The organism is Neptunomonas concharum, assembly GCF_008630635.1.
GTDB classification, from domain to species: domain Bacteria; phylum Pseudomonadota; class Gammaproteobacteria; order Pseudomonadales; family Balneatricaceae; genus Neptunomonas; species Neptunomonas concharum.
On sequence record NZ_CP043869.1, the window covers coordinates 947,467 to 972,555 of the forward strand.

Here is a 25,089-nt window from a genome sequence, read left to right on the forward strand (position 1 = left end):
AGTTCATTCTTTTAATCTATCAGTTTAGGGATTCCATCTTCGAAAATGGCCCACTGTAGGTGACGATTAACCTGGTTAAGTTCATTGACAGAAAGCTGGCCAGTTTCACCATTCAATCGCCCACCCGGTGTGCTGCGAAGTTGCGAAAGATAAGGATACAGGTTATAGGCATCAATGCCCATGGCGTAAAGCCTTCCGAATCGGGTGCCGGTATTGTTTTTGACGGCCGCTATGGTTTGTTGATTTTGGCTAGGTGGTGATAAAACCCATGGTGTTTCGCCAAACATGATGCCATTTAAGTCGATATCAGCGCGGGGGTTAGCTTGCCCGCTGTAGACTTGCGATGTTGCATAAATGGGCAGGTCTGCGGCGAAGTAGAAAGCTAAAAGCGGCTTGATCAGACGCGCATCTTGCGGTCTTGCAGCCATTAAAATGGTATCCGCGTCTTGGCGACGGCGCTCTTCAAACTCAAAGTTTAGGCCAGTTATTTGTCTTAAGCTTCTGGCGCGTGCCTTGCTGTCATCGGTTTTAAGAAGCTGGGTAACCTTTTGTGAGAGATTGCTGCTATTAAAGGAAGTTTCAGCAACAATGGTGCCACCTAATTGTGTGAAGGTTTCTCTAAAAGCTACAGCTGCTCGCTCGCCCCAGTCTGTTTCCGGAGTTATTACCAGCGCATAGCGCTTGCCATTATTTAATGCTTGGGTTGCTGCGTCTCTGGCTTCATCTTCGGCAGATAAGCCAAATTGGTAGAGATTTGGTGCGCCTGTATTTGCGTAATTAAGTGCTAAAAAAGGCAAGGGGAGTGCTGATTGACTTAGTGCTATCACTTTATCTTTATCCAAGGGGCCAATCACTAGCTCAACCCCCTTTTCTTGAGCGGCTTGGATAATTTGTTCTGGGGTATCCAGGTAGCTGCTGTCTATAAAAATCAATTCGGGCGGTTGTGTTGCGCTCTGATTGGCATAGTGCGCAGTCATAATGCCTTCCTGAATAGCAGATGCGGCACTGGAGAGTTTGCCTGTTGAAGGAAGCATAATGCCAATGCGGGATACATTGATAAGATCGGCGATTGCAACAGGTGTGTTGAAATTGCTTGGCATAAGTAGAGCGGCAGGGTGTGCTTGCCACAAGTTCAGCCAATTATCGATATTGTTGGTATTGGACTCTATATTTGAAACGGTCCGTGCAGCTTGGGCAAGTTCCAGCCAGCCTTGAAGGTTGTAGTTGTTGTTGGGGCGTTGAAGTGCTTCGTATAGTGCTTGGTTATCAGTTGATTGTAGCGCATTCCAAATTCGATCATGTATAGCTTGGCGTTCAGCTTCATCATGTACGTAGGTTGTGCTTTCTATCAGAATCATGGCCTCATCAAGCGATTGCCCATTAAGTTGATAGGCATCGGCATAGAGTGATTCGGATAAGCGTGCTTGGTTATCAGGGAGTGTGCTAAGCGATGGCATGTTCGCTAAATAGCCCAGTGCGGCTTCGCCTTGCTGGTTGCTGAGCGCCTGTCTCGTGCGCAGGCTAATCACGGTAAACTGTAGGCTAGGAGGCAGAATTGATGTGTCGATGCCCGCAAGGATACGATCCGCCCGATCAAGCTCTCCCCGTGCGATAAGCTGCTCCGCTGCCTGTGTTTTTAATTCAGCGGCTCGAATAGGTTGAGCGCCGCGGGCAAGGTTTAGCAGATAATCTGCATCTTGTATAACTGTGTTTGTTGAAGCTTTACCGGTACTGACGCTAGGCGGTGTGGTTGGAGGCATTGCACAGCCGGCAATAAAGGCTGTAAGCGCTACGGTTAGAGACAGGCGTTTCATATTCATCATATACTCTAGCACCCTGATGATGGATGGAAAAATTATGTCAGACGCGGTTTTATATATTGTGGCCACACCCATTGGCAATTTAGGGGATATGACTCCCAGAGCAGTGGAGGTTTTGCAGTCCGTTGCTCTTATTGCAGCTGAGGATACGCGACATAGTGGCCGTTTAATGGCGCACTTTAACATCAAAACGCCCATGATTTCAGTGCATGATCACAATGAGCGCCAAAGACTGCAAACAATACTGGATAAATTGTCCGCTGGCGAGAATATCGCACTGATTTCCGATGCAGGAACGCCATTAATTTCAGATCCTGGCTTTTATTTAGTGCGGGGAGTCAGGGATGCAGGTTTTAAAGCGGTTCCGGTTCCAGGTTGTAGTGCGGTTATAACAGCAATGAGTGCTGCTGGGGTGCCTACGGATCGTTTTATATTTGAAGGTTTTTTACCCGCAAAGCGCACGGGGCGACAGCAGCAGCTTGCGCTGATTAAAAGTGAAGAGCGTACGGTGATTTTTTACGAATCTACCCATCGTATTATCGAAACGCTGAATGATATGGTTGAGGTCTTAGGCGCTGACAGGTATGTCGTGATGGCGCGTGAACTGACGAAAACCTTTGAGACGATTCACGGAGATAAAGTGTCGGATCTTTTGGTATGGATGGAGCAGGATCATAACCAGCAAAAAGGGGAGTTTGTGCTGATTGTTCAAGGTGTTGAACCCAAAAAGGAAGAAGGCTTTTCTGCTGAAACGCTTCATGTGCTGGAAACGCTGCTTGAGGAGTTGCCAGTTAAGCAGGCAGCGGCCTTGGCGGCAAAATTAACCGGTGAAAAGAAAAATGCACTTTACCAAGAAGCGTTGAATCGGAAGTAGTTGCTAAAGCGAGGATTACTGGTATCCTTGCCCGCAGAGTTCGCCGGACAGTCGCTGTCTTGCCTTGGCAGGAGGGAGGAAAGTCCGGGCTCCATAGAGCAGAGTGCCAGATAACGTCTGGGCGGTGTAAGCCGACGGCCAGTGCAGCAGAGAGTAGACCGCCTAAGTATCTTCGGATAACGGTAAGGGTGAAAGGGTGCGGTAAGAGCGCACCGCGTGGGTGGCAACATTCCACGGCATGGTAAACCCCACTCGGAGCAAGACCAAATAGGGATCCATTAGGTGTGGCTCGCATCGGATCCGGGTAGGTCGCTTGAGGCGTGCAGTGATGTACGTCCCAGATGAATGACTGTCTATTACAGAACCCGGCTTATAGGCGAACTCTAATCTTTTAGTCTCCCATTGGCGACCCTGTGTTGCTATCGACGGCTTCTTTTTTTATCTTATACTGATCAGTCATGAATACCATGGATGGGTCAATGTAAGGTGCTTTAGATGCGTCGCTTGAGCTCATATCTATCTATTGTTGCTGTAGTATTGCTCCTTGCTGGATGCTCCTCTTCTGGATTGAGAAGTGATCTCTCGGCCGAGCAGTTGCCCGTTTGTGATAGTCATCATTCTCAACATATCCATCGTGTTTCCTCCTTGCAAAAAACAACAACAATAATGGTTCATCCAGGTTTATTGTTTGCCATAGATTGGGGAGGACAGCGTGCGCTAGATGTTGGGCAGGCTTTGGTTGTCCGTGGTTTTGCTGATCGGGTTCTGGAGGTTCGTTCTCGGAAAAAAGAACCCATGGCTAAACAAATGCTAGCAGATGGTGGTGGCGAATTTGTGGGTATCCACTATAGCATGGGTGGTTCACCTTCGGTGCTTCAAGCCGCTTTAGAAGCGGCAGAGGAGGTATCGAAAAAGGTAGGTGTTGATGTTGGCTATTCCGCTATTATGGTTGATCCCTTTGCTCTGTCGGATCTGGAGTCGGTTGTTGATCCTGATAACCCCTACCTGCGTCGTGTTTTTGTTGTACTGTCTAATCAGTATATGCCGTTTCGCCCCGACCCTTCTGGGTTGTCTCGTCGAGTGACAGATAACCCTAAGTTTCATTTTGTCTATGCAGAAGAGTTTGGTGTTTTATGGAATCATTTTAGTTTTTTGACGGATGTCAAAAATTCTGAGCGTGAAACTCGTGATGCAAAGAGAGGTAGAGAAATTTTTGATCAGTTGTTGCTGGGGCTCTTTGGCCGTTTAGAGGGCGATGAAGTAGAGCAAAAGCTCTATAATCTAAAGCTGAATTACGCAAAACAAGATAAGCGCTATCTCATACCAGGCTTGTGTCGGTTGGCTGCTCCGTAGACTATGCTATCTGTACATTTTTTAACGTTACATCCTTTGATTTGAAATATCGCTGCTGCAGGCGCGATATAATTCTCTGATTTTTAAAGTCTTTCCTTTCCCTTATTTATTTCTTCATGAACACCATTCTATTTCATCGAATTTGCAGTCGCTAAGGGGCTTGTCGCGCTTTTTCCACGCTTGCATTGGGAGGGGTTACTTTCTATAGTGTAATATAGTGGGTAAAAGTGGGCTAAAGTGGTTTTTTGTGATGGTTTTTGGGTAGATGGGTGGATAAATGTTCCGCGGTGTAAATCAAGTCAACTTAGATGCGAAAGGCCGAATGGCCGTTCCCGCACGCTATCGAGATCAGATCTCGGTACAGTGTGCGGGCCATCTAGTGATGACGATTGACACCGAAGAGCGCTGCTTGCTGCTTTACCCCATAGATGAATGGGAAATTATCCAAGAAAAGATAGATAGTCTGCCCAGTTACAACCCTTCGGCTCGTCGCTTGCAACGGCTGTTGATTGGTCATGCAACCGACTTGGAGATGGATTCCAATGGTCGATTATTAATACCGGCTTTATTAAGGGATTACGCAGGTCTTGATAAGAAGCTGATTCTGTTAGGCCAGGGGCGAAAGTTTGAAGTTTGGGATGAGGCTTCCTGGAACGAAACTCGAGAAAAATATTTACAGGAAGTAGAGGATGAGGCTTTGCCTGATGCACTACTTAATCTGTCTCTTTAATTGATTAGCGGAGTCCATTTAGTGGCTACTGAAACATTTCGACATGTAACTGTTTTGCTGGATGAGGCTGTTGAGCTTCTTGTGCAAAACGCTGACGGCTTCTATGTCGATGGCACCTTTGGTCGGGGTGGGCACTCATCACTGATCTTGCAGCATTTGTCTGATCAGGGGCGCTTGATGGCTATTGATAAGGATTTAGAAGCTATCGCCTGTGCAGGAGAACGGTTTGGTGATGATGGACGCTTCTCTATTGCTCATGGTTCTTTTTCTCGGCTAGGTGAATTTGTTTCAGAGCAAAATATGTCCGGTCAAGTGGATGGCGTGCTGCTGGATTTAGGGGTTAGCTCCCCTCAATTGGATGATCCCACTCGTGGCTTTAGCTTTCAGCATGACGGTCCTTTAGATATGCGAATGGACACAACCAGCGGAGAAAGTGCAGCGCAATGGCTAGCTTACGCATCTGAGCAAGAAATTGCCGATGTGATCTTTACCTACGGTGAAGATAAGTTTGGAAGGCGCATGGCCAGAGCTATCGTTGCCGCACGTCAGATAGCACCGATTGAGACGACGGCCCAACTGGCAAAGATCGTATCTGATGCTAATCCTTCTTGGGAAAAGGGGAAGCACCCGGCAACGCGAGCGTTTCAGGCTATTCGAATTCATGTGAATAAAGAGTTGCAAGATATAGAGCAGTGCCTTGATCAATCATTAGAGGCGCTGAAGGTAGGTGGGCGCTTGGTTATCATCAGTTTCCATTCATTGGAAGACCGTATAGTGAAGCGCTTTATTCGCAAGCATGTGAAAGGTGATGAGCATCTTCCGCAGGGTGTGCCTGTAACAACAGATATGCTGAATCAGCGGCTTAAGGCGATCGGAAAAATGTTAAAAGCATCTGCCAAAGAGATTGAAGATAACCCACGTTCGCGAAGTGCGGTTATGCGTGTGGCGGTCAAAATAGCGTAATGGGGCTGTTTATGTTTGGTTTCATTCAGCAGCGATCAGGGCGAGCAGAGGAAGGGGCATCTCGTCTGCTTAGTTTTGATGAGGTGGCTCGTCCGGTCGCGCTGACCCTGTTGCTAACATTGATGATTGTATTGAGTGCATTGGCCGTGACTTACAGCGCTTTTGAGTATCGCATGCTGTTTAATAAGCATCAGCGTCTTGTACAGCAGTGGGATGAATATCAAGTGGAGTGGGGGCAGTTATTGCTGGAGCAAAGCGCGCTGGGTGCGAACAGCCGAGTAGAGCAGGTTGCAACGCAAAAATTAGAGATGATTTCGCCTCAACCCGAGATGATAGAGATAGTTCAGTATGAGCGATAAAGTGAATACAGAAATAGCTGAAAGTGCCGGCAGAAGCTGGCGGCTTGTGCTGATCTTCTCACTGCTGGCCTTAGTTGCAATAGGTATCGTTACCAAGTTGGTATCTCTCTATACACTGGATCAGGCTTTTCTGCAGCGTCAGGGTGATGCCAGAAGTCTGCGTACCACCTTGATTCCTGCACATCGCGGAGTGATTACTGATCGTAATGGCGAGCCGCTTGCTGTGAGTGCACCGGTAGCAACAATTTGGGCTGATCCTAGCTCAGCAGATATTCGGCATAATGGATTAACGCGATTAGCTGTGTTGCTTGATATGAAGCGTGCTGATTTGGTGGCGCGATTGGAGAAAAACTCAGAACGTCAATTTATCTATCTCAAGCGGCAGGTGACCCCTGAGCTGGCAGAACTGATTGATAGATTAGATATTCCTGGTGTGCATGTTGATAGGGAATACCGCCGTTACTATCCAGCAGGCGAGGTGACTACGCATCTCGTGGGCTTTACGGGGATTGAAGGTGCAGGGCAAGAAGGTATCGAGTTATCTTACGAGCAAGGCCTAAGTGGTGAACCGGGTCGAAAGTTGGTTATGCAGGACCGCTTGGGACGAACCATTAAACATATCAAATCGATTGAGGAAGCTAAGCCGGGTAAAGATGTGCAATTAAGTATCGATCTGCGTCTTCAATATATGGCGTATCGAGAGCTGAAAGCCGCTGTGCAAGCACATAAAGCAGACTCTGCTTCAGCGGTTGTGTTGGATGTCAAAACCGGTGAGGTATTAGCGATGGTCAACCAGCCATCTTATAACCCTAACGATCGTAGTAAATTAGACAGCAAAGGGCTAAGAAATCGCGCCGTGACTGATCTGTTTGAGCCTGGCTCAACCATGAAGCCGCTAACGGTTGCTGCTGCCATGATGAGTGGTAAATATACGGCTGACACTGTTATCAATACCTCCCCAGGTTTTATCCGAATCAGAGGTCGAACGATTCGGGATCACCGTGACTACGGCAAGCTCGATTTAACCTCCATTATTACGAAATCCAGCAATGTGGGCGTTACGAAGTTGGCGCTGAGTATGCATGAAGATGCCGTACGCAATCTGTTTCACAATGTTGGTTTAGGGCAAGTGACAGCGACTAGTTTCCCAGGTGAGCGTAGTGGAAGCCTGCCTTATTACCCTGCAAAACGCGTTGTGGAAAGGGCAACGATGTCCTATGGCTATGGTTTATCGGTCACGCCGCTGCAATTGGCGAAAGCCTACTTACCGCTGGCAAATGGTGGAGTTACCTACCCTATCTCCATTTTAAAGCGTGATGAACCCGCAGAAGCAACTCGAGTGATGCCTGAAGAGATTGCCGATTCTGTACTCGAAATGATGGAAACGGTGACCCAAGGTGGCGGTACAGGCCGAAGAGCGGCTGTACATGGCTACCGTGTAGCAGGCAAAACGGGCACTGTGCATAAGATCGCCAACGGCGGATATGCCGAAGATAAGTATATCTCAGTCTTCGCAGGGGTTGCGCCAGTATCCAATCCAAGAATTGTTACAGTGGTAATGGTCGATAACCCTAAAGGCCAAGAATATTACGGTGGAGAGGTTGCGGCACCAGTGTTCTCTCGGGTAACGGCGAATAGTTTACGATTACTGAATGTGGCTCCCGACCAATGGCCTCAAAAGAACGAGCAAACGATGGCGATGAAATGATGCAGCCCTTTAATGCAAAAACACTACAAGAGTTGACTATTGCCGGTGCGGATGACGTATCGGCAAATTTGCTTGTAAAGGGGATATGTTCTGATAGTCGCCAAGTAAAGTCTGGTGACCTGTTCGTGGCAAGAGATGGCGTGGCTCATCGAGGTATTGATTTTATCGCTCAAGCAGCAAAAGCGGGTGCAGTTGCTGCGATTGTGGATCAGCACTCTTATCCCGACCTTGAATCATTTAGCTTTAGCATACCTGTTTTTAAGGTGCGCAATTTAGCTCAGAAAGTCAGCGGCTTTGCAGCTCAGATGCTGGATAATCCATCATCTCGAATGACAGTGATTGGTATAACAGGTACGAATGGCAAAACATCTTGTGCGCATTATGTTGCTCAAGCGCTGAATGCATTAGGTATACGTACTGCGATTATTGGCACGGTAGGTAATGGTTTCCCGGAAGCTCTGGAGCAAGCAACACACACTACACCCGATGCAATCCGCTTGCAGCAGTTATTGGCAGCGCTTGAAGCGCAAGGCGCTAAAGCGGTTGTGATGGAGGTTAGCTCCCACGCGTTAGATCAGGGGCGTGTTGCCGGGGTTATGTTTGATGTGGTGGCGATGACAAATTTAAGCCGTGATCACCTTGATTACCACGGATCGATGGATGCTTATGCTCACGCCAAAGCACGCCTGTTTACAGAATTTGATGTGAAGCAGCGAGTGCTGAATCTGGATGATGACTATGTTAAGTCATTAGCTGAAAAATTACAGAAAGCCTCTAAAGAAACGGTGACTTTCAGCTTGCATACACAGGCCGATGTGTATGCTACTTCGTGCTTGTTAAGCCGGGAAGGTATTCAGTTATCAGTGAATGCCAAGGGTGAAGAGCACGTTATTAATCTACCCGTGATCGGTGCTTTTAATGCATCCAATATTCTTTTAATGCTCTCTGTATTGCGCTCCTTAGATGTGCCGTTTATGGATATTGTGGGCGTTGCGTCACAAATCTCCGCGGTTCCTGGGCGAATGGAGGTATTTGCTAAGGAGGGGATGCCGACGGTGGTTGTGGATTATGCTCATACACCCGATGCGCTCGAAAAGGCATTACAGGCCGCGCGGGAGCACTGTCAAGCAACATTATGGGTCGTGTTTGGTTGCGGTGGTGATAGAGATATTGGTAAACGTGCTGAAATGGCACGCGCGGCAGAGGCATTTGCAGATAAAGTCGTGGTGACGAGTGATAACCCACGTACTGAATCGCCAGAAGAGATAATCGATATGATTATTTCGGGCTTTAAGCAGCCTGCTGAGGTAACGCAGTGTGCCGATCGAGAAGAAGCTATTTTATGGGCTTTAGGACAGGCAGGGAAAAACGATCTTGTTGTTATTGCCGGTAAAGGTCATGAGGATTACCAAGAGATCATGAACGTTAAGTATCCATTTAGCGATAAAGCCGTGGTAATGGGCTATCAGCAGAGAGAGGCTCACTTATGATGACAAGTGTTAAGCTCTCGGCGCTTAATGAGTGTTTAAATGCCACGCTTATTAATGGTGATGCTCTTATTCAGGGGGTCAGTACAGATACCCGTAATATTCATGACGGTGATTTATTTATTGCACTAAAAGGTGAGCGTTTTGACGCCCATGACTTTGCGGCACAAGCCATAGATTCTGGTGCTGTTGCGCTGGTGGTGGATCATCCAATAGCGTTGCCGATCCCTCAGTTAGTGGTCGATGACACACGTATCGCATTAGGCCTAATAGGTGAATATAATCGCGCCTTTTTTGATGGAACCTTGATTGCAGTGACAGGGAGCAGCGGTAAAACAACGGTTAAAGAGATGTTAGCAACGATCCTTAGCGATGTTGGGGAAACGCTATTTACGCAAGGTAATTTGAATAACGATATTGGTGTGCCGTTGACGTTGCTGAGACTATCGCCTGAACATCGTTATGCTGTAATTGAGATGGGGGCAAGTGGACCCAATGAGATCGCTTACTCGGCCTCTTTATCACATCCTGATATCGCGATGGTAAATAACGCCATGGGGGCGCATTTAGAAGGGTTCGGTTCCCTTGAAGGTGTTGTTGAGGCGAAAGGCGAAATCTACGATGGGCTGACAAACCAAGGGGTAGCGATTGTTAATGCAGATGATCCCCATGCACAGCGCTGGTTAGACAGAGCGAAAGGAAAGTCCATCTTAACCTTTGGGTTGGCAGCGGGTGCTGATGTTCGAGCACAAGCGTTATACCTTCAGACAAACGGATGTTACGGCTTTGACTTGACGTACCAAAATGAATCGGTCGCTGTCAGGCTGAATGTCTTAGGGCGTCATAATGTATGCAATGCATTGGCCGCAGCCGCTGCGAGTTTATCAGCGGGTTTGTCTTTGTCGCAGATAGCATCAGGCTTAGCGAAATTCTCTGCTGTAAAAGGGCGGATGTTTAGCACCCAAGGTGTGAATGGTGCTTTGGTGATTGATGATAGCTACAACGCAAACCCCGGGTCGGTACGTGCTGCTATCTCCATGTTGAGTGAATTAAAAGGAGAGCGGGCGTTAGTGCTGGGGGATATGGGGGAGCTAGGTGCTGACGAAGTGTCCCTGCATCAAGAGGTGGGGCAGTTTGCTGCTCAAATGGGTATAGAAAAGCTTTTTGCAGTAGGTCGGTTGAGCCAATTTACTGTGGAAGCTTATAAACAAGCGGGAGGCATATGTGCTGAACATCTGGGCGATAAAAGCGAGTTGGTTTCTCGTCTTCAACATGAGGCGCATTCAGCGATGGTTATATTAGTGAAAGGGTCTCGAAGTGCAGCCATGGATCAGGTCGTAAATTGTCTGGTTGGGGAGGCTTGATATGCTGCTGATTCTTGCAGATTTCTTTGGTCAGTATTTTTCGGCCATTGCGGTTTTTAAATATTTAACCCTGCGGGGCATTATGGGCGTGCTTACAGCGCTGTCATTGTCGCTGTTTATCGGCCCTCGTTTGATTAAATATTTGAAAACAAAACAGATTGGCCAAGCGGTCCGGGATGACGGCCCGCAATCCCACTTAAGTAAAGCAGGAACGCCGACGATGGGCGGTGCGCTTATTCTGTTGTCGATTGCTATCAGTACCCTGTTATGGGCAGATTTATCCAATCGATATGTTTGGATAGTGCTGATTGTGACACTTATTTTTGGTGCTGTTGGTTGGGTCGATGATTGGCGAAAAGTGGTTGAAAAGAACTCGCGTGGGCTGCCGGCTCGTTGGAAATATTTTTGGCAATCCGTTGGCGGGTTAGGTGCAGCAACCGTGCTTTATGTAACGGCACAAACGCCAGCAGAAACTCAGCTGATCGTCCCCGTTTTTAAAGATGTTGCTATCGACATGGGTATCTTCTTTATTGTGTTTACCTATTTCGTCATTGTCGGGACTTCTAATGCAGTGAACCTAACCGATGGTCTCGACGGTTTGGCTATCATGCCAACAGTCATGGTTGCAGGTGCCTTGGCGGTTTTTGCCTATCTTAGTGGTCATATTCGTTTTGCGGAGTACTTGCATATTCCCTATATCGCAGGATCTGGGGAACTCATCATTTTTTGTGGTGCTATCGTTGGTGCAGGCTTAGGTTTTCTGTGGTTCAACACCTACCCAGCGCAAGTCTTTATGGGAGACGTCGGTGCGCTAGCGCTAGGCGCTGCACTGGGTTCGGTGGCGGTTGTTGTACGTCAGGAACTGGTGCTGGTCATTATGGGCGGGGTCTTTGTGATGGAGACCGTCTCTGTGATTTTACAAGTGGCCTCCTACAAGCTCACTGGGCGGCGGATTTTCCGGATGGCGCCGATTCATCATCATTTTGAGCTAAAAGGTTGGCCCGAGCCGCGGGTGATTGTTCGCTTTTGGATTATTACCGTGGTGTTAGTGCTGGTGGGTTTAGCAACCCTGAAGATTCGTTAGGAGCAGAAAAGCATGTCGCTGATTTCGTCAGATAGATTAAAGATAGTGATTGGTCTGGGTTTGACCGGGCTGTCTTGTGCACGCTATTTGGCAAGAACAGGCCAACGATTTGCCTTGGCTGATACGAGAGAAGTGCCTCCTAATCTTGATGAAATTCGCCGCATCTATCCCGATGTTGATATTCGCACAGGCGATTTGGATGCGCAGTTTCTAAAGCAAGCCGATGAGTTAGTGCTGAGCCCAGGAGTTGCTAAAAGCCACCCGGCAATCCAAGAAGCGTTATCCTCGGGCGTGAAACTAATAGGTGACATTGACCTGTTCTGCCGAGAAGTGTCTGCGCCGATCGTTGCGATTACAGGCTCTAATGCAAAAAGCACGGTGACCTCCTTAGTGGGAGAGATGGCTAAAACGGCTGGTATTGATGTAGGGGTGGGTGGAAATTTAGGCCTGCCTGTTTTGGATATGTTGTCTGACGGCGAAAAAGCATTATATGTTCTTGAATTATCAAGCTTTCAGCTAGAAACGACTCATGAGCTAAGAGCTGAAGTGGCTACCGTGTTAAATGTCAGTCAAGATCATTTAGATCGTTATCCTGATATGCAAGGCTATTACCAAGCCAAGCATCGTATTTTTCGAGGGTGTAAACAGGCAGTAGAAAACCTTGATGATGCTTTGACTCACCCATTACTTCCTGCTGGGGTGCCCTTATGGGGTTATCGTTTAGGAAAGGCCGATTTTCGTATCTTTGGATTACAGGATGTGGATGGGGAAGAGTGGCTCGCTTTGGGTACAGAGCCCCTTATGCCTGTATCCATGATGAAAATGCCGGGAAGGCATAATGTGGTTAATGCTTTATCTGCACTTGCGCTGGGCACTCTATCGGGTATCCCGATGAATGCTATGCTCGCCGCGCTGAAAGCATTTCCTGGTTTAGATCATCGTTGCCAATGGGTAGCCGAAAAGCAAGGTGTTGCATTTTATAACGATTCTAAAGGAACCAATGTCGGCGCGACAGTCGCGGCGCTTGAGGGGTTAGGTAGTGAGCTTAAAGCACCAAGTAAGCTTGTCCTGATCGCAGGAGGTGAGGGTAAAGGTGCGGATTTTGGAGACCTCATTTTACCGGTCAAAACTTATGTTAAAACCGTGATTTTGATCGGCCAGGATGCCGACATTCTCAAGCAAACGCTCACAGGCTCGGCAGAAGTTCTGATGGCCGACTCAATGGAAGAAGCGGTTAATCGTTCCGCAGAGGTCGCTGTGTCCGGTGATGTTGTACTGCTATCCCCAGCTTGTGCCAGTTTCGATATGTTTAAAGGTTATGCGGATCGCGGCCAGCAATTTGTTAAGTGGGTAGAAAGCTTATGAATCAGCCGATGGTCTCAACCCAACCATCTTGGACGCGCGTTTCCAATGACGGTTTGATGCCATTCGATCCATGGTTGCTGGCGACGGCGGCGGCGCTAATTTTAACGGGCTTTGTGATGATCACTTCGGCCTCAATGGATGTGGCTGCAGAGAAATTTGGCGGTGAGTTCTTTTTTGCAAAGCGGCATGGTTTCTTTATTGCCTTAGCGCTGGCTTGCTCGTTAATGGCGGTGAAGGTGCCCATTCGCTTTTGGGAACGGTACGGTCCTATTTTACTCGCGGTAGGCTTTGTTTTATTGGTACTCGTACTGATACCCGGTATTGGGCGTGAGGTTAACGGTAGTCGGCGTTGGATTGGCTTAGGACCACTCAATTTACAGGCTTCAGAAGTCGCTAAATTTTGCATGGTAATTTACGTTGCAGGCTATCTTGTGAGGCGACTAACTGAGGTGCGGACGAGCTGGTCAGGTGTGGCAAAGCCGGTATTGCCATTAGCTTTCTTTGTATCGCTTTTGCTGGGCGAACCCGATTATGGAGCAGCCGTTGTACTGATGGCTACTGTGATGGGTATGATTTTTTTGGGTGGCATGCGCTTTGCTCAGTTCTTACTGATTTTATTATGTGCCGTGGGTTTGATCTTGATTTTGGCGATAGCGCAACCCTATCGCATGGCACGACTGAAGTCGTTTCAGGACCCCTGGGCTGACCCGTTTGGCACGGGTTATCAGCTATCTCAGGCGCAGATCGCCTTTGGTCGGGGGGAGTGGTTCGGAACAGGATTAGGCAATAGTGTGCAGAAGCTATTCTATCTGCCCGAAGCGCATACTGATTTCGTTTACTCAGTACTAGCAGAAGAGTTTGGGCTTTTAGGTGCGCTGGTCGTTGTTGTGTTATATGCGATCATGATTAGCCGAATCTTCCTGATTGGGCGTCAAGCGGAAAAGCAAAAAGCTTTCTTTATGGGGTATTTAGCGTATGGCTTTGGATTTATTTTGGCAGGTCAGGCACTTATCAATATTGGTGTTAATGTAGGCGCGCTGCCAACGAAAGGGTTAACGCTACCGCTGCTTAGTTATGGTGGAAGTAGCCTATTGGTGTGTACTGTCATGATCGCTATTGTTTTACGCATTGACTACGAATTGAAAAAACTCAGGCTGGTGATGCCTATAGATGAAAAAGCATCTGACAAAAAGAGAAAAAATACGCATGACGAAGCCGAATAAAACAGCGTTGGTAATGGCCGGAGGAACCGGTGGACATGTGTTTCCCGCTTTGGCAACGGCGCGAGAGCTGCAGCAACATCAGGTAGCTATTCATTGGATGGGAACCTCCAAAGGTATCGAAGCGACCGTTGTCCCAGCTGCAGAGATACCGCTGCATGTGATCGACGTAAAAGGGCTACGGGGTAAAGGGCGCTTAAGTTTGCTGGGCGCTCCGTTTCGTCTTGTTAAAGCGATATGGCAGGCACTAGCGGTGGTTAGGCGTGTAAAACCGGATGTTGTCTTGGGTATGGGAGGTTTTGCTTCGGGGCCGGGTGCGGTAGCTGCCAAGTTGATGGGTGTTCCTTTGGTCATCCATGAGCAAAACGCGGTAGCGGGTATGACCAATAGAATATCGGCTAAGCTAGCGACTCGTGTTTTAGAAGCGTTCGGTGGTGCATTTCCTGAAGGCGTTAATACAGAGCAAACAGGTAATCCTGTTCGCGGTGAGATTCTTGCAGTCGACAGCCCCGAAGTACGTTATTCATCCAGAGAAAGTGAGCGACTCAATATTCTGGTGGTAGGTGGCAGTTTGGGAGCAAAGGCTATAAATGATTTGTTACCTGAAGCGTTGGCTGAAATTGAAGAGAGCAAGCGTCCTTACGTTTGGCACCAAACAGGTAAACAGAATATTGATGCAACATTAGCGCGCTACCAAGCATTGAATGTTGAAGCGAATGTTGTGCCTTTTATTGATGATATGGCATCTGCTTATTGTTGGGCAGATCTGGTTGTGTGCCGCTCTGGGGCCTTAACAGTGAGTGAGTTGGCGATTGCGGGCGTACCTGCGTTGCTGATTCCGTTCCCGTTTGCTGTCGATGATCACCAAACGGCTAACGCTCGTTATCTTGAAGCGGTGGGAGCGGCATGGATTATCCAGCAACGGGATTTAAAAAAAGAGAATTTAATAGAATTGATTGATGGCTCTGTTAGTCGTCAAGCATTAGCAGATATGGCAGTTAAAGCGCGTAGTGTGGCCAAACCAGAAGCCAGCAAGCGTGTTGCTCATATCTGTCTGGAGATCATGAAATGAGCAGAGTTAGTCAAGGGCCAACGGTTTATGAAGTACCTGAGATGCGGCGTATCCGTACGATCCATTTTGTGGGTATTGGCGGCGTCGGCATGTGTGGCATTGCAGAAGTACTTTGCAACCAAGGCTATCAAATTTCAGGATCAGATATTCGTGCCTCCGCGGTCACTGACCGTTTGGTAGTCATGGGTGCCAAGATTTGTATTGGCCACGCAGAGGAAAACGTTTCAGGGGTTGATGTCGTTGTTACATCCAGTGCCGTTAACGAGTCTAACCCAGAAGTCAAAGCGGCAAGAGAGTCTAGGATTCCTGTTGTACGCCGTGCCGAAATGCTGTCTGAGCTGATGCGTTATCGCCATGGTGTTGCAGTCGCGGGGACACATGGCAAAACGACAACGACAAGCTTGTTAGCATCTGTGTTTGCAGAAGGGGATCTGGATCCAACCTTTGTTATCGGAGGTCGGCTTAATAGTGCCGGTACCAATGCACGAATGGGGGCAAGCCGTTACTTGATTGCTGAAGCAGATGAAAGTGATGCTTCCTTTTTACATCTACAGCCGATGGTTGCCATCGTGACCAACATTGATGCTGATCACATGGATACCTACGGAGGGGACTTTAATAAGCTAAAGCAAACCTTCGTCGATTTTTTGCATAACCTGCCATTTTATGGATTGGCTGTACTGTGTACGGATGATGAGGTTGTACAAGAAATATTACCGGATATCAGCCGCCCGGTTGTTACCTATGGCCTCAATAAAGACGCGGATTATCGGGCAGTCGATATTCGCCAAAGTGGTATGCATACCCACTTTAAGGTGAAACGCCCTGAGGGTCATGCGGACTTAAGCATAACCTTAAATATGCCCGGTGTGCACAATGTTTTGAATGCGTTAGCGACGATTGCAGTTGCAACGGATGAAGGGATAGATGATGCATCTATTTCGTCTGCTTTGCAGAAATTTGCGGGAGTCGGGCGTCGTTTTCAGGTGTTGGAGCCTCTACAACTTCAACAAGGCACCGCGATGTTGGTGGACGACTATGGACACCATCCTCGTGAAGTGGAAGCGGTTATTCGAGCGGTTAAAGAGGGATGGCCAGATAAGCGTTTGGTTATGATCTATCAGCCTCACCGCTATACACGAACCCGAGACTTGTATGAAGACTTTGTGCAGGTGTTGTCTGAAGTCGATACGTTAATGTTAATGGAAGTGTACGCGGCGGGTGAGGAGCCCATTGCCGGAGCAGATAGCCGTAGCCTGTGCCGTAGTATACGACAGCGCGGTGCTATTGAGCCTGTGTATGTTAAGTCAGCCGACGAAGTGCCCGAGGTGTTAAAGAATATGCTAAAACCCGGTGATCTGGTGCTAACCCAAGGAGCTGGCAATATTACTGCGCTGGCGCATGATCTGTCAGGACTTGACCTAACGGGGGTGAAGGCATGACGTATCGTATTAGCGACGCTGAATCGAAAGCATTTGGCCGAGTGGCAGTGGTATATGGGGGTAATTCGGCAGAGCGTCCAGTATCACTGAATAGCGGTAGGGCTGTCCATGCGGCGCTAGTTTCTGCAGGGGTTGACGCATTCTTACTTGATTTGTATGGCCCTGATGGGAACTTAAACCCTATCCAGCAGCTACAAGCGGCTGAATGTGACCGTGTTTTCCTAATTCTGCACGGGCGTGGTGGGGAAGATGGCACCATACAAGGCATGTTAGAAATGATGCAAATACCTTATACCGGCAGTGGCGTTGCTGCATCAGCGTTGGGAATGGATAAGCTCCGTAGTAAACAGCTTTTTGTTGGAGCTGGCTTGCCCACTCCCCCATTTAAGGTGCTACGCGATCAAGATGATTTATCGACCTGTGTTGCGGAACTAGGGTTTCCCTTAATGATCAAACCCGCCCATGAAGGTTCCAGTATTGGTATGCATAAAGTATCCAATGCAGAGCAATTGGCAGAGGCTTGGCAAGATGCCTGTCGATATGATCAATGTGTTATTGCTGAGCAGTGGGTGACGGGCTCTGAATATACGGTAGCTGTTCTGAATGATAAGGCGCTGCCGGCTATTAAGCTGGAAACACCCCATGACTTCTATGACTACAATGCCAAATACGAGGCAGACGACACTCGGTATCATTTTGATCATGGTTTGAGTTCAGAGCAAGAGCAACGCCTCCTAAGATTGGCAGAACAGGCTTTTAGCGCTGTTGGCTGCCTTGATTGGGGACGTGTTGACATTATGCAAGATCAACAAGGACATTTTTATCTCCTTGAAGTGAACACAACGCCTGGAATGACAGATCATAGCCTCGTACCTATGGCAGCACGACAGGCAGGTATCAGCTTCGAACAACTCGTGGTTGAAATATTGAGAGAGGCCGAGTGACATGAACGCGAAGGTTCAGACATTACAGGTTTACGACCAGTATGAATTGCCTTCTAAGGCTAATTCTTCGGTTGTTAAACCCGATGTACAGGAGTCTGAACTCTATTGGCGTCCGCTGATCATACTCAGTTCTGCACTGATATTTTGTGGCTTAATGTTTAGTGGTTATACGCAAGCTATGAAGTGGCTTGACCGCCCTGTGAATGAAATTCGTATGTTGGGTGAAACCAAGTATCTCAACAAAACATTATTAGCGGAAAAGCTCGCAGCAAGTATTAGTGCACCCTTATTACATTTAGATATCGAAGCGTTAAGAAATACCTTGCTGGATGATCCTTGGGTGCAAGCGGCAGAAGTCCGTAGAGAGTGGCCCCCTGCAGTATCCGTATTAGTTAGTGAACAAATACCGGTAGCGAGATGGGGGAAAAAGGGGCTGTTAAATCATCAAGGTGATATTTTTTGGCCTGATTCCCGAGACGGTTACGAGCATCTGCCTGAATTGAATGGGCCAGCGACAGAAACGCAGCTGCTCATGGCTCAATATCATGATATGAGCCGCTTATTTCAGGGAGCCAGTGTACGTATGTCAGGATTAACAATGGAAGCACGTGGTGCCTGGATTCTACAAATGGGAAATGGCATTGAAGTTGTTGTTGGCCGCGAACAGCTCAAAGACCGATTACAGCGCTTCTTGCACGTATATCAAAAAGAGCTGGCGTCGGCGGCTGATCGAATAGAGAGAATAGATATCCGTTACACAAACGGTGTAGCGGTTAAGTGGCGTGAGCCCATAGAGCAGATTAAGGCGGGTTAGTGAATATGTCAGATGACAGTATGATCGTTGCATTGGATATCGGCACATCAAAAGTGGTGTGTTTGGTCGCCGAAGTGATGCCAAGTGGCCAAATCGAAGTCATTGGTATTGGTTCGCATCCATCCCGTGGCCTAAAGCGGGGTGTGGTGATCAATATTGAGTCCACGGTCAGCTCTATTCAACGTGCCGTCGAAGAAGCCGAACTGATGGCTGGGTGTAAAATCCACTCCGTGACCGTCGGTATCGCAGGCAGTCATATCAGCAGCCTGAACTCCCACGGTATTGTTGCTGTGCGCGATCGTGAAGTGATGGATCATGATCTGGAGCGGGTCATTGATGCGGCCAGCGCTGTTGCTATTCCGGCAGATCAAAAAATCTTGCATATCCTGCCGCAGGAATACCTGATCGATAACCAAGAAGGCATTAAAGAACCGCTGGGTATGTCCGGCGTACGACTGGAAGCCAAAGTGCACCTAGTGACGGGCGCGACCAATGCGATCCAGAATATTGAAAAGTGTGTACGTCGATGCGGCTTGGAAGTTGACGGCGTGGTGTTAGAACAGCTTGCCTCCAGCTATGCAGTACTCACCGATGACGAAAAAGACCTCGGTGTCTGCATGGTGGATATCGGCGGTGGTACAACGGATATTGCAGTCTTTACCGCAGGCTCTATTCGTCATACGGGTGTGATTCCTATCGCAGGGGATCAGGTCACCAATGATATAGCCATGGCGTTACGCACCCCGACCCAGCACGCCGAGCAACTGAAAATTAAATACGCCTGCGCCTTAGCGCAATTAGCGAGCGCTGATGAAACCATCAAAGTGCCCAGCGTCGGGGATCGCCCACCACGGGATCTGTCCCGTCAGGCCTTAGCCGAAGTGGTAGAGCCTCGCTATGACGAACTGTTCACCTTAGTGCAGGCGGAACTACGTCGCAGCGGCTTTGAAGATCTTGTTGCGGCAGGCATCGTGCTCACGGGCGGTACCGCTAAGATGGAAGGGGTGGTAGAACTAGCAGAAGAGATTTTCCACATGCCCGTACGCTTAGCGATGCCCCATGGCGTGCGTGGAATGGATGATATTTTACAAAACCCGATCTTTGCGACCGGTATCGGCTTACTCCACTATGCCAGCCAAGGTGGACAGGTAGGGAGTGCCTCTTCGGTGCACATGCCACCACGTAACGAAACCACATTAGTGGCAGAAGAGCGGGTCACAGAAAAAGCGCCTAAGCCTAAGAAAACCGGGCCGGGCATCGTCAGTCGTATGAAAGACTGGTTTAAAGGTAATTTTTAATTTTGTGCTCTCTTGGATGAGGGCATTATATATCGCCGGATTGCAGTAAAGGCGTGGAATCCGACAGGAGAAAAAAATGTTTGAGCTATTAGACAGCGTTCCACAGAATGCAGTGATCAAAGTGATCGGCGTAGGTGGCGGTGGCGGAAACGCAGTAGAACACATGGTCAAGGCAGATCTTGAAGGTGTTGAGTTCCTGTGTGCCAATACTGATGCTCAGGCGCTGAGCAATATGTCCGCTAAAGCGGTCATTCAATTAGGTGGTGCGACGACTAAGGGTCTAGGAGCAGGTGCTGACCCTGAAGTAGGGCGTTTAGCCGCGGTTGAAGATCGCGACCGGTTAGCAGAGATGCTTGACGGTGCTGATATGGTTTTTATCACCGCCGGTATGGGTGGTGGTACAGGAACAGGTGCCGCGCCTGTAGTCGCTTCGGTTGCTAAAGAGATGGGGATTTTAACTGTCGCAGTTGTAACAAAACCCTTCCCTTTTGAAGGCCGTAAGCGGATGCAGATCGCGCTTGAAGGTATTAAGGAACTGCGTGAATCGGTTGATTCATTAATCATCATCCCAAATGAAAAACTGATGCAGGTGCTAGGTCGTAACTGTAGCCTAATCAATGCCTTTAGCACAGCAAACGATGTGTTGTTGGGGGCGGTTCAGGGCATTGCTGACCTGATCACACGGCCAGGCATGATTAACGTCGACTTTGCTGATGTTCGCACCGTTATGTCTGAGATGGGTATGGCGATGATGGGTACGGGTAAAGCCCGTGGTGAAGATCGTGCATTAGTCGCAGCGCAAGCCGCAATCAATAGTCCACTGCTTGAGGATGTCGATCTAAAAGGCGCAAGCGGTATTCTGGTGAACATCACTGCCGGTTTAGATATGAGCTTAGGCGAGTTTACTGAAGTGGGTAATATTGTTGAAGAGTATGCATCCGATGATGCAACGATTGTTGTCGGGACCGTTATTGATCATGACATGGCGGATGATATAAAAGTTACTGTTGTTGCTACAGGCTTTGATAAGCGAGCAGAACCTGTAAAGGTGGTAGCTGAGTCTCACAAGCGGAAAGATGGTAACGCTAACTTTGAGCAGATTGAGCTGCCAACAGTATTACGTCGACAAAAGCATGAGGCATTAACGGAGCCTTCTAGAGCACCGCAGTCGGCAGCTGAAAAGAAGCAAGATGTCGAGATGTTGGATATCCCGACATATATACGCAGACAGGCGGATTAAACGCGTGAAGAGTGCCGTTTCAGTTGCTGGTATAGCACTCTTTTGTTACTATTTCAGGTTAATTATTGTTTATATTACCCCGGCGGACGCATGATCAAACAACGAACCCTGAAGAACAGCATTAAGGCGACTGGAATCGGCCTTCATACCGGTCAAAAAGTGTATCTGACACTGAAACCAGCCGCTGTTGGCACAGGGATTGTTTTTCGACGGACTGACCTTGATCCTATCGTTGATATTAACGCGTGTGCAAAAAATGTTATCGATACCACTTTATCCACTAATTTAGGCAAAGACGGTGTTCGAGTCGCTACGGTTGAGCACCTGTTATCCGCTTTGGCAGGTTTAGGCATCGATAATGCGATTGTTGAACTGAGTGCAGAAGAAGTGCCGATCATGGATGGTAGCGCAGCACCTTTTGTTTTTTTGATTCAGTCAGCAGGTATTGCCGAACAGGACGCACCTAAGCAGTTTATCCGCATCAAGAAAGAGGTTACGGTAAGCTCTGATGGTAAGTCGGCGACGTTTAAACCGTTTGACGGTTTCAAAGTTGGGTTTCTTATTGAGTTTGAGCACCCTGCTTTCGAAGGTCGTAACAAAGAAGCTTCACTTGATTTTTCCAGTACCTCTTTTGTAAAAGAAGTCAGCCGCGCGCGTACGTTTGGTTTTATGCGTGATTTTGAATACCTGAGGTCGCAAAATCTGGCATTAGGTGGCAGTTTAGAAAATGCAATTGTTGTCGATGATTATCGCATTCTAAATGATGACGGCCTTCGCTATGAAGATGAATTCGTCAAGCATAAAGTTCTGGATGCAGTGGGTGATTTGTACCTATTAGGTAAAAGCTTGATAGGTGAATTCTTTGGTTACAAATCAGGCCATTATCTTAATAACATGCTATTGCGTAAACTTTTAGAAACGGAAGATGCGTGGGAAGTCGTGACATTTGAGGATCAGGAGCAACAAGCGCCGATCTCTTATCAGAAGCCTGTTTTGGCTGTCTGATAGTTGCCAATATCCTAAAGCCGGGCCTGTGCCCGGTTTTTTAATGTATATGCCCGAAAAGTTGTTTCAAATCTATACATAGAGCGGTTGAGATTCTCAATATAGCCCTAATAAACATAGAATACTGACTTTAATAATTTTCAGTAGCTTACTGCTTCTGATACTTACGGAAAGACAATCAAAATATGCTGACCTCATTCCTGAAAAAAATCTTTGGTAGCAAAAATGATCGAGAGCTGAAACGTATGGGGAAGCTGGTAAAGCTGATCAATGCGTTTGAAGAAGAGATAGAGAAACTCTCTGATGAAGAGCTAAAAGCAAAAACAGAAGCGTTTCGTCAGCGCCTTTCAGAAGGTACGGCCTTAGATGAGCTGCTACCAGAAGCCTTTGCTGTGGTGCGTGAAGCCTCTAAACGTACAATGGGGATGCGTCATTTTGATGTTCAAATGATTGGTGGTATTACCTTGCACGAGGGTTGTGTGGCAGAGATGCGCACCGGTGAAGGTAAAACTCTGGTGGCAACCTTACCTGTTTATCTAAATGCATTATCGGGTAAGGGGGTTCACGTTGTTACAGTGAACGACTATCTGGCCAGCCGTGACGCTGAATGGATGCGTCCACTCTATGAATCTCTGGGCTTGACGGTTGGTGTGGTGCTATCGCGCCAAGACCCAGAAGTGAAGCGCACCGCTTATGCTTGCGATATTACTTACGGAACTAACAACGAGTTTGGCTTTGATTATCTTCGCGACAATATGGCATTTAGCCTCGCAGAAAAAGTGCAGCGCGACTTCAACTTTGCGGTTGTGGATGAGGTTGACTCCATTCTTATCGACGAAGCACGTACCCCGCTGATCATCTCTGGCCCTGCCGAAGATAGCTCTGCAATGTACCAGAAGATCAACACGTTTATTCCTAACTTGAAAAAGTTTGATGGTGAAATTGATCCAAAAGATACGCAGCAGGAGATAGAAGAGCATTTTGTTGTCGATGAGAAAAACCGTACGGTTGAACTGACAGAAGCGGGACATCAAATTGTTGAGGATATGCTGACGCAACAGGGTGTTTTAGCGGAAGGTGAAAGCTTATACGCACCTCATAACCTGAATTTACTTCATCACGTGTTGGCGGCTCTTCGAGCACATAATCTGTTTACGCGGGATAAAGACTATATCGTACAGGATGGGCAGGTTGTCATCGTTGATGAGCATACCGGGCGCATCATGCCGGGACGTCGTTGGTCAGAAGGTCTGCATCAGGCGGTTGAAGCAAAAGAGGGCGTGGCGATCCAACTGGAAAGCCAGACACTGGCTTCCACTACGTTCCAGAACTACTTCCGGTTATACGATAAGCTGGCAGGGATGACCGGAACCGCTGATACCGAAGCGTTCGAATTACGTCAGATCTATGGCCTTGATGTCATTGTTATTCCAACCAACCGCCCAGTCTCACGTATTGATATGAACGATATTGTCTTCCTGACCATGGAAGAGAAATATGATGCCATCATTAAAGAGATTCGCGATTGTCAGGAACGTGGTCAACCAACACTGGTTGGTACCGCATCGGTTGAGTCGTCTGAGCTGATTTCAAACTACCTGAATAAAGCGGGCGTCAAACATAATGTCCTTAACGCTAAGAATCATGAGCGCGAGGCGAATATTATCGCTGAGGCAGGTCGCCCAGGTGCGGTGACGATTGCAACGAACATGGCGGGTCGTGGTACCGACATCATGTTGGGCGGCAAGCTTGAGCTTGAGCTTGAAGCTTTGGAAAACCCAACGGATGCTGATATCGAGGCGATGAAACAAGATTGGGAACAGCGTCATGCCAAAGTATTAGAAGCGGGTGGTTTGCATATTATTGGTACAGAGCGTCATGAGTCTCGCCGTATCGATAACCAGCTACGTGGCCGTGCAGGGCGACAGGGTGATCCGGGTTCATCACGCTTCTTCCTCTCCCTTGAAGATGATTTGATGCGTATCTTTGCCTCCGAACGTGTACGCACGTTTATGCAGGCACTGGGAATGGAGAAAGGTGAAGCGATCGAGCATAAGATGGTGTCAAACGCCATTGAGAAAGCTCAACGTAAAGTGGAAGGTCGTAACTTCGATATTCGTAAGTCGCTGCTGGAATATGATGATGTTGCTAATGATCAACGTACGGTCATTTATGCACAGCGTAATGAGCTGATGGAAACGGATGATGTTTCTGACTCTATTATTGCGATTCGTGAAGAGATGGTAGAGAGCACCATCAGTAACTTTATTCCGCCGCAAAGTATTGAAGAGCAATGGGATATTCCAGGTCTTGAGCGCTCATTGCAGGCTGAGTATGGTTTAGAGATGCCAGTTCAGCAGTGGCTCGACGAAGATAGCACACTGCATGAAGAAACGTTGCGCGAGAAAATTCTAAACGAGATTAAAGCCGCGTATGCTGCTAAAGAAGCCGTGGTTGGTGAACAAAGTATTCGTCTGTTTGAAAAGCAGGTGATGCTCCAAGTGCTCGACACACTCTGGAAAGAACACTTACAAACGATGGACCACCTACGACAGGGGATTCACCTGCGTGGATATGCGCAGAAAAACCCGAAGCAGGAGTATAAGCGCGAATCATTTGAGCTGTTCCAAGGCTTACTAGAAAACATCAAGCGTGATGTCATTAAAATTATTAGCCATGTGCAGGTGCAAATGCCGGAAGAAGTTGAGGCGATGGAGCAGCAACGTCGAGAGCAAGCTGAGCGCCAGCAGATGAACTTTGAGCATGATAGTGAGAACGCTTTGGCAGAAGGCGCGGAAGAATCTGCAGACCAAGGGGGTGATACCTTTGTTCGAGAAGAGCGCAAAGTAGGTCGAAATGAACCATGTCCCTGTGGTTCTGGTAAAAAGTATAAACAGTGTCATGGCAAGTTAAGCTGATTCTAATCATCTTTTTAGAAAGCAGCTAA

Annotated in this window: 20 protein-coding genes and 1 other RNA gene; 20 read left to right on the forward strand and 1 reads right to left on the reverse strand. The window is 47.9% G+C overall.

Translation table 11 applies throughout. The features are described 5' to 3' along the window. Positions 1-11 precede the first annotated feature (11 nt). A complete protein-coding gene (locus F0U83_RS04455) occupies positions 12-1,823 on the reverse strand; it encodes a penicillin-binding protein activator (protein WP_170221935.1) in 1,812 nt (603 codons plus the stop codon). A gap of 34 nt (positions 1,824-1,857) precedes the next feature. Between F0U83_RS04455 and rsmI the strand changes: the two genes are divergently transcribed. From rsmI to secA, 20 genes are all read left to right on the forward strand, one after another. Next, positions 1,858-2,694, forward strand: a complete 837-nt coding sequence (gene rsmI / locus F0U83_RS04460; protein ID WP_138988904.1) for a 16S rRNA (cytidine(1402)-2'-O)-methyltransferase — start codon at positions 1,858-1,860, stop codon at positions 2,692-2,694. A gap of 35 nt (positions 2,695-2,729) precedes the next feature. Continuing rightward, an RNA gene (gene rnpB, locus F0U83_RS04465) (RNase P RNA component class A) lies at positions 2,730-3,083 on the forward strand. Positions 3,084-3,189: 106 nt separating this feature from the next. Then, complete coding sequence (locus F0U83_RS04470; protein WP_138988903.1) at positions 3,190-4,047, forward strand: hypothetical protein; 858 nt, start codon at positions 3,190-3,192, stop codon at positions 4,045-4,047. Between the two features lie 277 nt (positions 4,048-4,324). Next, positions 4,325-4,777: a division/cell wall cluster transcriptional repressor MraZ gene (gene mraZ / locus F0U83_RS04475; protein ID WP_138988902.1), complete on the forward strand. Its 453-nt coding sequence runs from the start codon at positions 4,325-4,327 to the stop codon at positions 4,775-4,777. A gap of 21 nt (positions 4,778-4,798) precedes the next feature. Next, positions 4,799-5,740, forward strand: coding sequence for a 16S rRNA (cytosine(1402)-N(4))-methyltransferase RsmH (gene rsmH, locus F0U83_RS04480; protein WP_138988901.1), 942 nt, complete (start codon positions 4,799-4,801; stop codon positions 5,738-5,740). An 11-nt stretch (positions 5,741-5,751) separates the two neighbouring features. After that, positions 5,752-6,099, forward strand: a complete 348-nt coding sequence (gene ftsL, locus F0U83_RS04485; protein WP_138988900.1) for a cell division protein FtsL — start codon at positions 5,752-5,754, stop codon at positions 6,097-6,099. Next, positions 6,089-7,807, forward strand: a complete 1,719-nt coding sequence (locus F0U83_RS04490) for a peptidoglycan D,D-transpeptidase FtsI family protein (RefSeq protein WP_138988899.1) — start codon at positions 6,089-6,091, stop codon at positions 7,805-7,807. The genes ftsL and F0U83_RS04490 overlap by 11 nt, the downstream gene beginning before the upstream one ends. Beyond that, positions 7,768-9,297: a UDP-N-acetylmuramoyl-L-alanyl-D-glutamate--2,6-diaminopimelate ligase gene (locus F0U83_RS04495; protein ID WP_246077905.1), complete on the forward strand. Its 1,530-nt coding sequence runs from the start codon at positions 7,768-7,770 to the stop codon at positions 9,295-9,297. The genes F0U83_RS04490 and F0U83_RS04495 overlap by 40 nt, the downstream gene beginning before the upstream one ends. Continuing rightward, a complete protein-coding gene (locus F0U83_RS04500; RefSeq protein WP_211343718.1) occupies positions 9,294-10,658 on the forward strand; it encodes a UDP-N-acetylmuramoyl-tripeptide--D-alanyl-D-alanine ligase in 1,365 nt (454 codons plus the stop codon). Before F0U83_RS04495 ends, F0U83_RS04500 begins: the two co-directional genes overlap by 4 nt. Before the next feature lies 1 nt (position 10,659). Next, complete coding sequence (mraY, locus tag F0U83_RS04505) at positions 10,660-11,742, forward strand: phospho-N-acetylmuramoyl-pentapeptide-transferase (RefSeq protein ID WP_138988898.1); 1,083 nt, start codon at positions 10,660-10,662, stop codon at positions 11,740-11,742. Between the two features lie 12 nt (positions 11,743-11,754). Next, positions 11,755-13,107: a UDP-N-acetylmuramoyl-L-alanine--D-glutamate ligase gene (murD, locus tag F0U83_RS04510; RefSeq protein WP_138988897.1), complete on the forward strand. Its 1,353-nt coding sequence runs from the start codon at positions 11,755-11,757 to the stop codon at positions 13,105-13,107. Next, positions 13,104-14,330 (forward strand): putative lipid II flippase FtsW, encoded by a 1,227-nt coding sequence (ftsW, locus tag F0U83_RS04515; protein ID WP_246077904.1) that lies wholly within the window; start codon positions 13,104-13,106, stop codon positions 14,328-14,330. The genes murD and ftsW overlap by 4 nt, the downstream gene beginning before the upstream one ends. Then, on the forward strand, positions 14,314-15,399 hold the full coding sequence (gene murG / locus F0U83_RS04520; protein ID WP_138988896.1) for an undecaprenyldiphospho-muramoylpentapeptide beta-N-acetylglucosaminyltransferase: 1,086 nt from the start codon (positions 14,314-14,316) through the stop codon (positions 15,397-15,399). Before ftsW ends, murG begins: the two co-directional genes overlap by 17 nt. After that, positions 15,396-16,841 (forward strand): UDP-N-acetylmuramate--L-alanine ligase, encoded by a 1,446-nt coding sequence (gene murC, locus F0U83_RS04525; protein ID WP_138988895.1) that lies wholly within the window; start codon positions 15,396-15,398, stop codon positions 16,839-16,841. The genes murG and murC overlap by 4 nt, the downstream gene beginning before the upstream one ends. Beyond that, positions 16,838-17,785: a D-alanine--D-alanine ligase gene (locus tag F0U83_RS04530; RefSeq protein WP_138988894.1), complete on the forward strand. Its 948-nt coding sequence runs from the start codon at positions 16,838-16,840 to the stop codon at positions 17,783-17,785. Before murC ends, F0U83_RS04530 begins: the two co-directional genes overlap by 4 nt. Before the next feature lies 1 nt (position 17,786). Further along, positions 17,787-18,599 (forward strand): cell division protein FtsQ/DivIB, encoded by an 813-nt coding sequence (locus F0U83_RS04535; RefSeq protein ID WP_138988893.1) that lies wholly within the window; start codon positions 17,787-17,789, stop codon positions 18,597-18,599. A 5-nt stretch (positions 18,600-18,604) separates the two neighbouring features. Beyond that, on the forward strand, positions 18,605-19,897 hold the full coding sequence (ftsA, locus tag F0U83_RS04540; RefSeq protein ID WP_150036797.1) for a cell division protein FtsA: 1,293 nt from the start codon (positions 18,605-18,607) through the stop codon (positions 19,895-19,897). Positions 19,898-19,973: 76 nt separating this feature from the next. Further along, on the forward strand, positions 19,974-21,137 hold the full coding sequence (gene ftsZ / locus F0U83_RS04545) for a cell division protein FtsZ (protein ID WP_138988738.1): 1,164 nt from the start codon (positions 19,974-19,976) through the stop codon (positions 21,135-21,137). A 90-nt stretch (positions 21,138-21,227) separates the two neighbouring features. Beyond that, the gene (gene lpxC, locus F0U83_RS04550) at positions 21,228-22,142 is read left to right on the forward strand and encodes a UDP-3-O-acyl-N-acetylglucosamine deacetylase (RefSeq protein ID WP_138988739.1); all 915 of its coding nucleotides are present in this window, start codon (positions 21,228-21,230) and stop codon (positions 22,140-22,142) included. A gap of 185 nt (positions 22,143-22,327) precedes the next feature. After that, positions 22,328-25,060, forward strand: coding sequence for a preprotein translocase subunit SecA (gene secA, locus F0U83_RS04555; protein ID WP_138988740.1), 2,733 nt, complete (start codon positions 22,328-22,330; stop codon positions 25,058-25,060). Positions 25,061-25,089: the final 29 nt, after the last annotated feature.

Excerpts from the sequence above, each read along its gene's own strand:
- murD (WP_138988897.1), top strand. The coding sequence starts at position 11,755 with ATGTCGCTGATTTCGTCAGATAGATTAAAGATAGTGATTGGTCTGGGT.
- ftsZ (WP_138988738.1), top strand. The coding sequence starts at position 19,974 with ATGTTTGAGCTATTAGACAGCGTTCCACAGAATGCAGTGATCAAAGTG.
- F0U83_RS04495 (WP_246077905.1), top strand. The coding sequence starts at position 7,768 with ATGGCCTCAAAAGAACGAGCAAACGATGGCGATGAAATGATGCAGCCC.
- F0U83_RS04500 (WP_211343718.1), top strand. The coding sequence starts at position 9,294 with ATGATGACAAGTGTTAAGCTCTCGGCGCTTAATGAGTGTTTAAATGCC.
- F0U83_RS04530 (WP_138988894.1), top strand. The coding sequence starts at position 16,838 with ATGACGTATCGTATTAGCGACGCTGAATCGAAAGCATTTGGCCGAGTG.
- F0U83_RS04535 (WP_138988893.1), top strand. The coding sequence starts at position 17,787 with ATGAACGCGAAGGTTCAGACATTACAGGTTTACGACCAGTATGAATTG.
- rsmI (WP_138988904.1), top strand. The coding sequence starts at position 1,858 with ATGTCAGACGCGGTTTTATATATTGTGGCCACACCCATTGGCAATTTA.
- mraZ (WP_138988902.1), top strand. The coding sequence starts at position 4,325 with ATGTTCCGCGGTGTAAATCAAGTCAACTTAGATGCGAAAGGCCGAATG.
- lpxC (WP_138988739.1), top strand. The coding sequence starts at position 21,228 with ATGATCAAACAACGAACCCTGAAGAACAGCATTAAGGCGACTGGAATC.
- murC (WP_138988895.1), top strand. The coding sequence starts at position 15,396 with ATGAGCAGAGTTAGTCAAGGGCCAACGGTTTATGAAGTACCTGAGATG.
- ftsL (WP_138988900.1), top strand. The coding sequence starts at position 5,752 with ATGTTTGGTTTCATTCAGCAGCGATCAGGGCGAGCAGAGGAAGGGGCA.
- ftsW (WP_246077904.1), top strand. The coding sequence starts at position 13,104 with ATGAATCAGCCGATGGTCTCAACCCAACCATCTTGGACGCGCGTTTCC.
- ftsA (WP_150036797.1), top strand. The coding sequence starts at position 18,605 with ATGTCAGATGACAGTATGATCGTTGCATTGGATATCGGCACATCAAAA.
- F0U83_RS04455 (WP_170221935.1), bottom strand. The coding sequence starts at position 1,823 with ATGATGAATATGAAACGCCTGTCTCTAACCGTAGCGCTTACAGCCTTT.
- murG (WP_138988896.1), top strand. The coding sequence starts at position 14,314 with ATGACGAAGCCGAATAAAACAGCGTTGGTAATGGCCGGAGGAACCGGT.
- mraY (WP_138988898.1), top strand. The coding sequence starts at position 10,660 with ATGCTGCTGATTCTTGCAGATTTCTTTGGTCAGTATTTTTCGGCCATT.
- F0U83_RS04490 (WP_138988899.1), top strand. The coding sequence starts at position 6,089 with ATGAGCGATAAAGTGAATACAGAAATAGCTGAAAGTGCCGGCAGAAGC.
- F0U83_RS04470 (WP_138988903.1), top strand. The coding sequence starts at position 3,190 with ATGCGTCGCTTGAGCTCATATCTATCTATTGTTGCTGTAGTATTGCTC.
- secA (WP_138988740.1), top strand. The coding sequence starts at position 22,328 with ATGCTGACCTCATTCCTGAAAAAAATCTTTGGTAGCAAAAATGATCGA.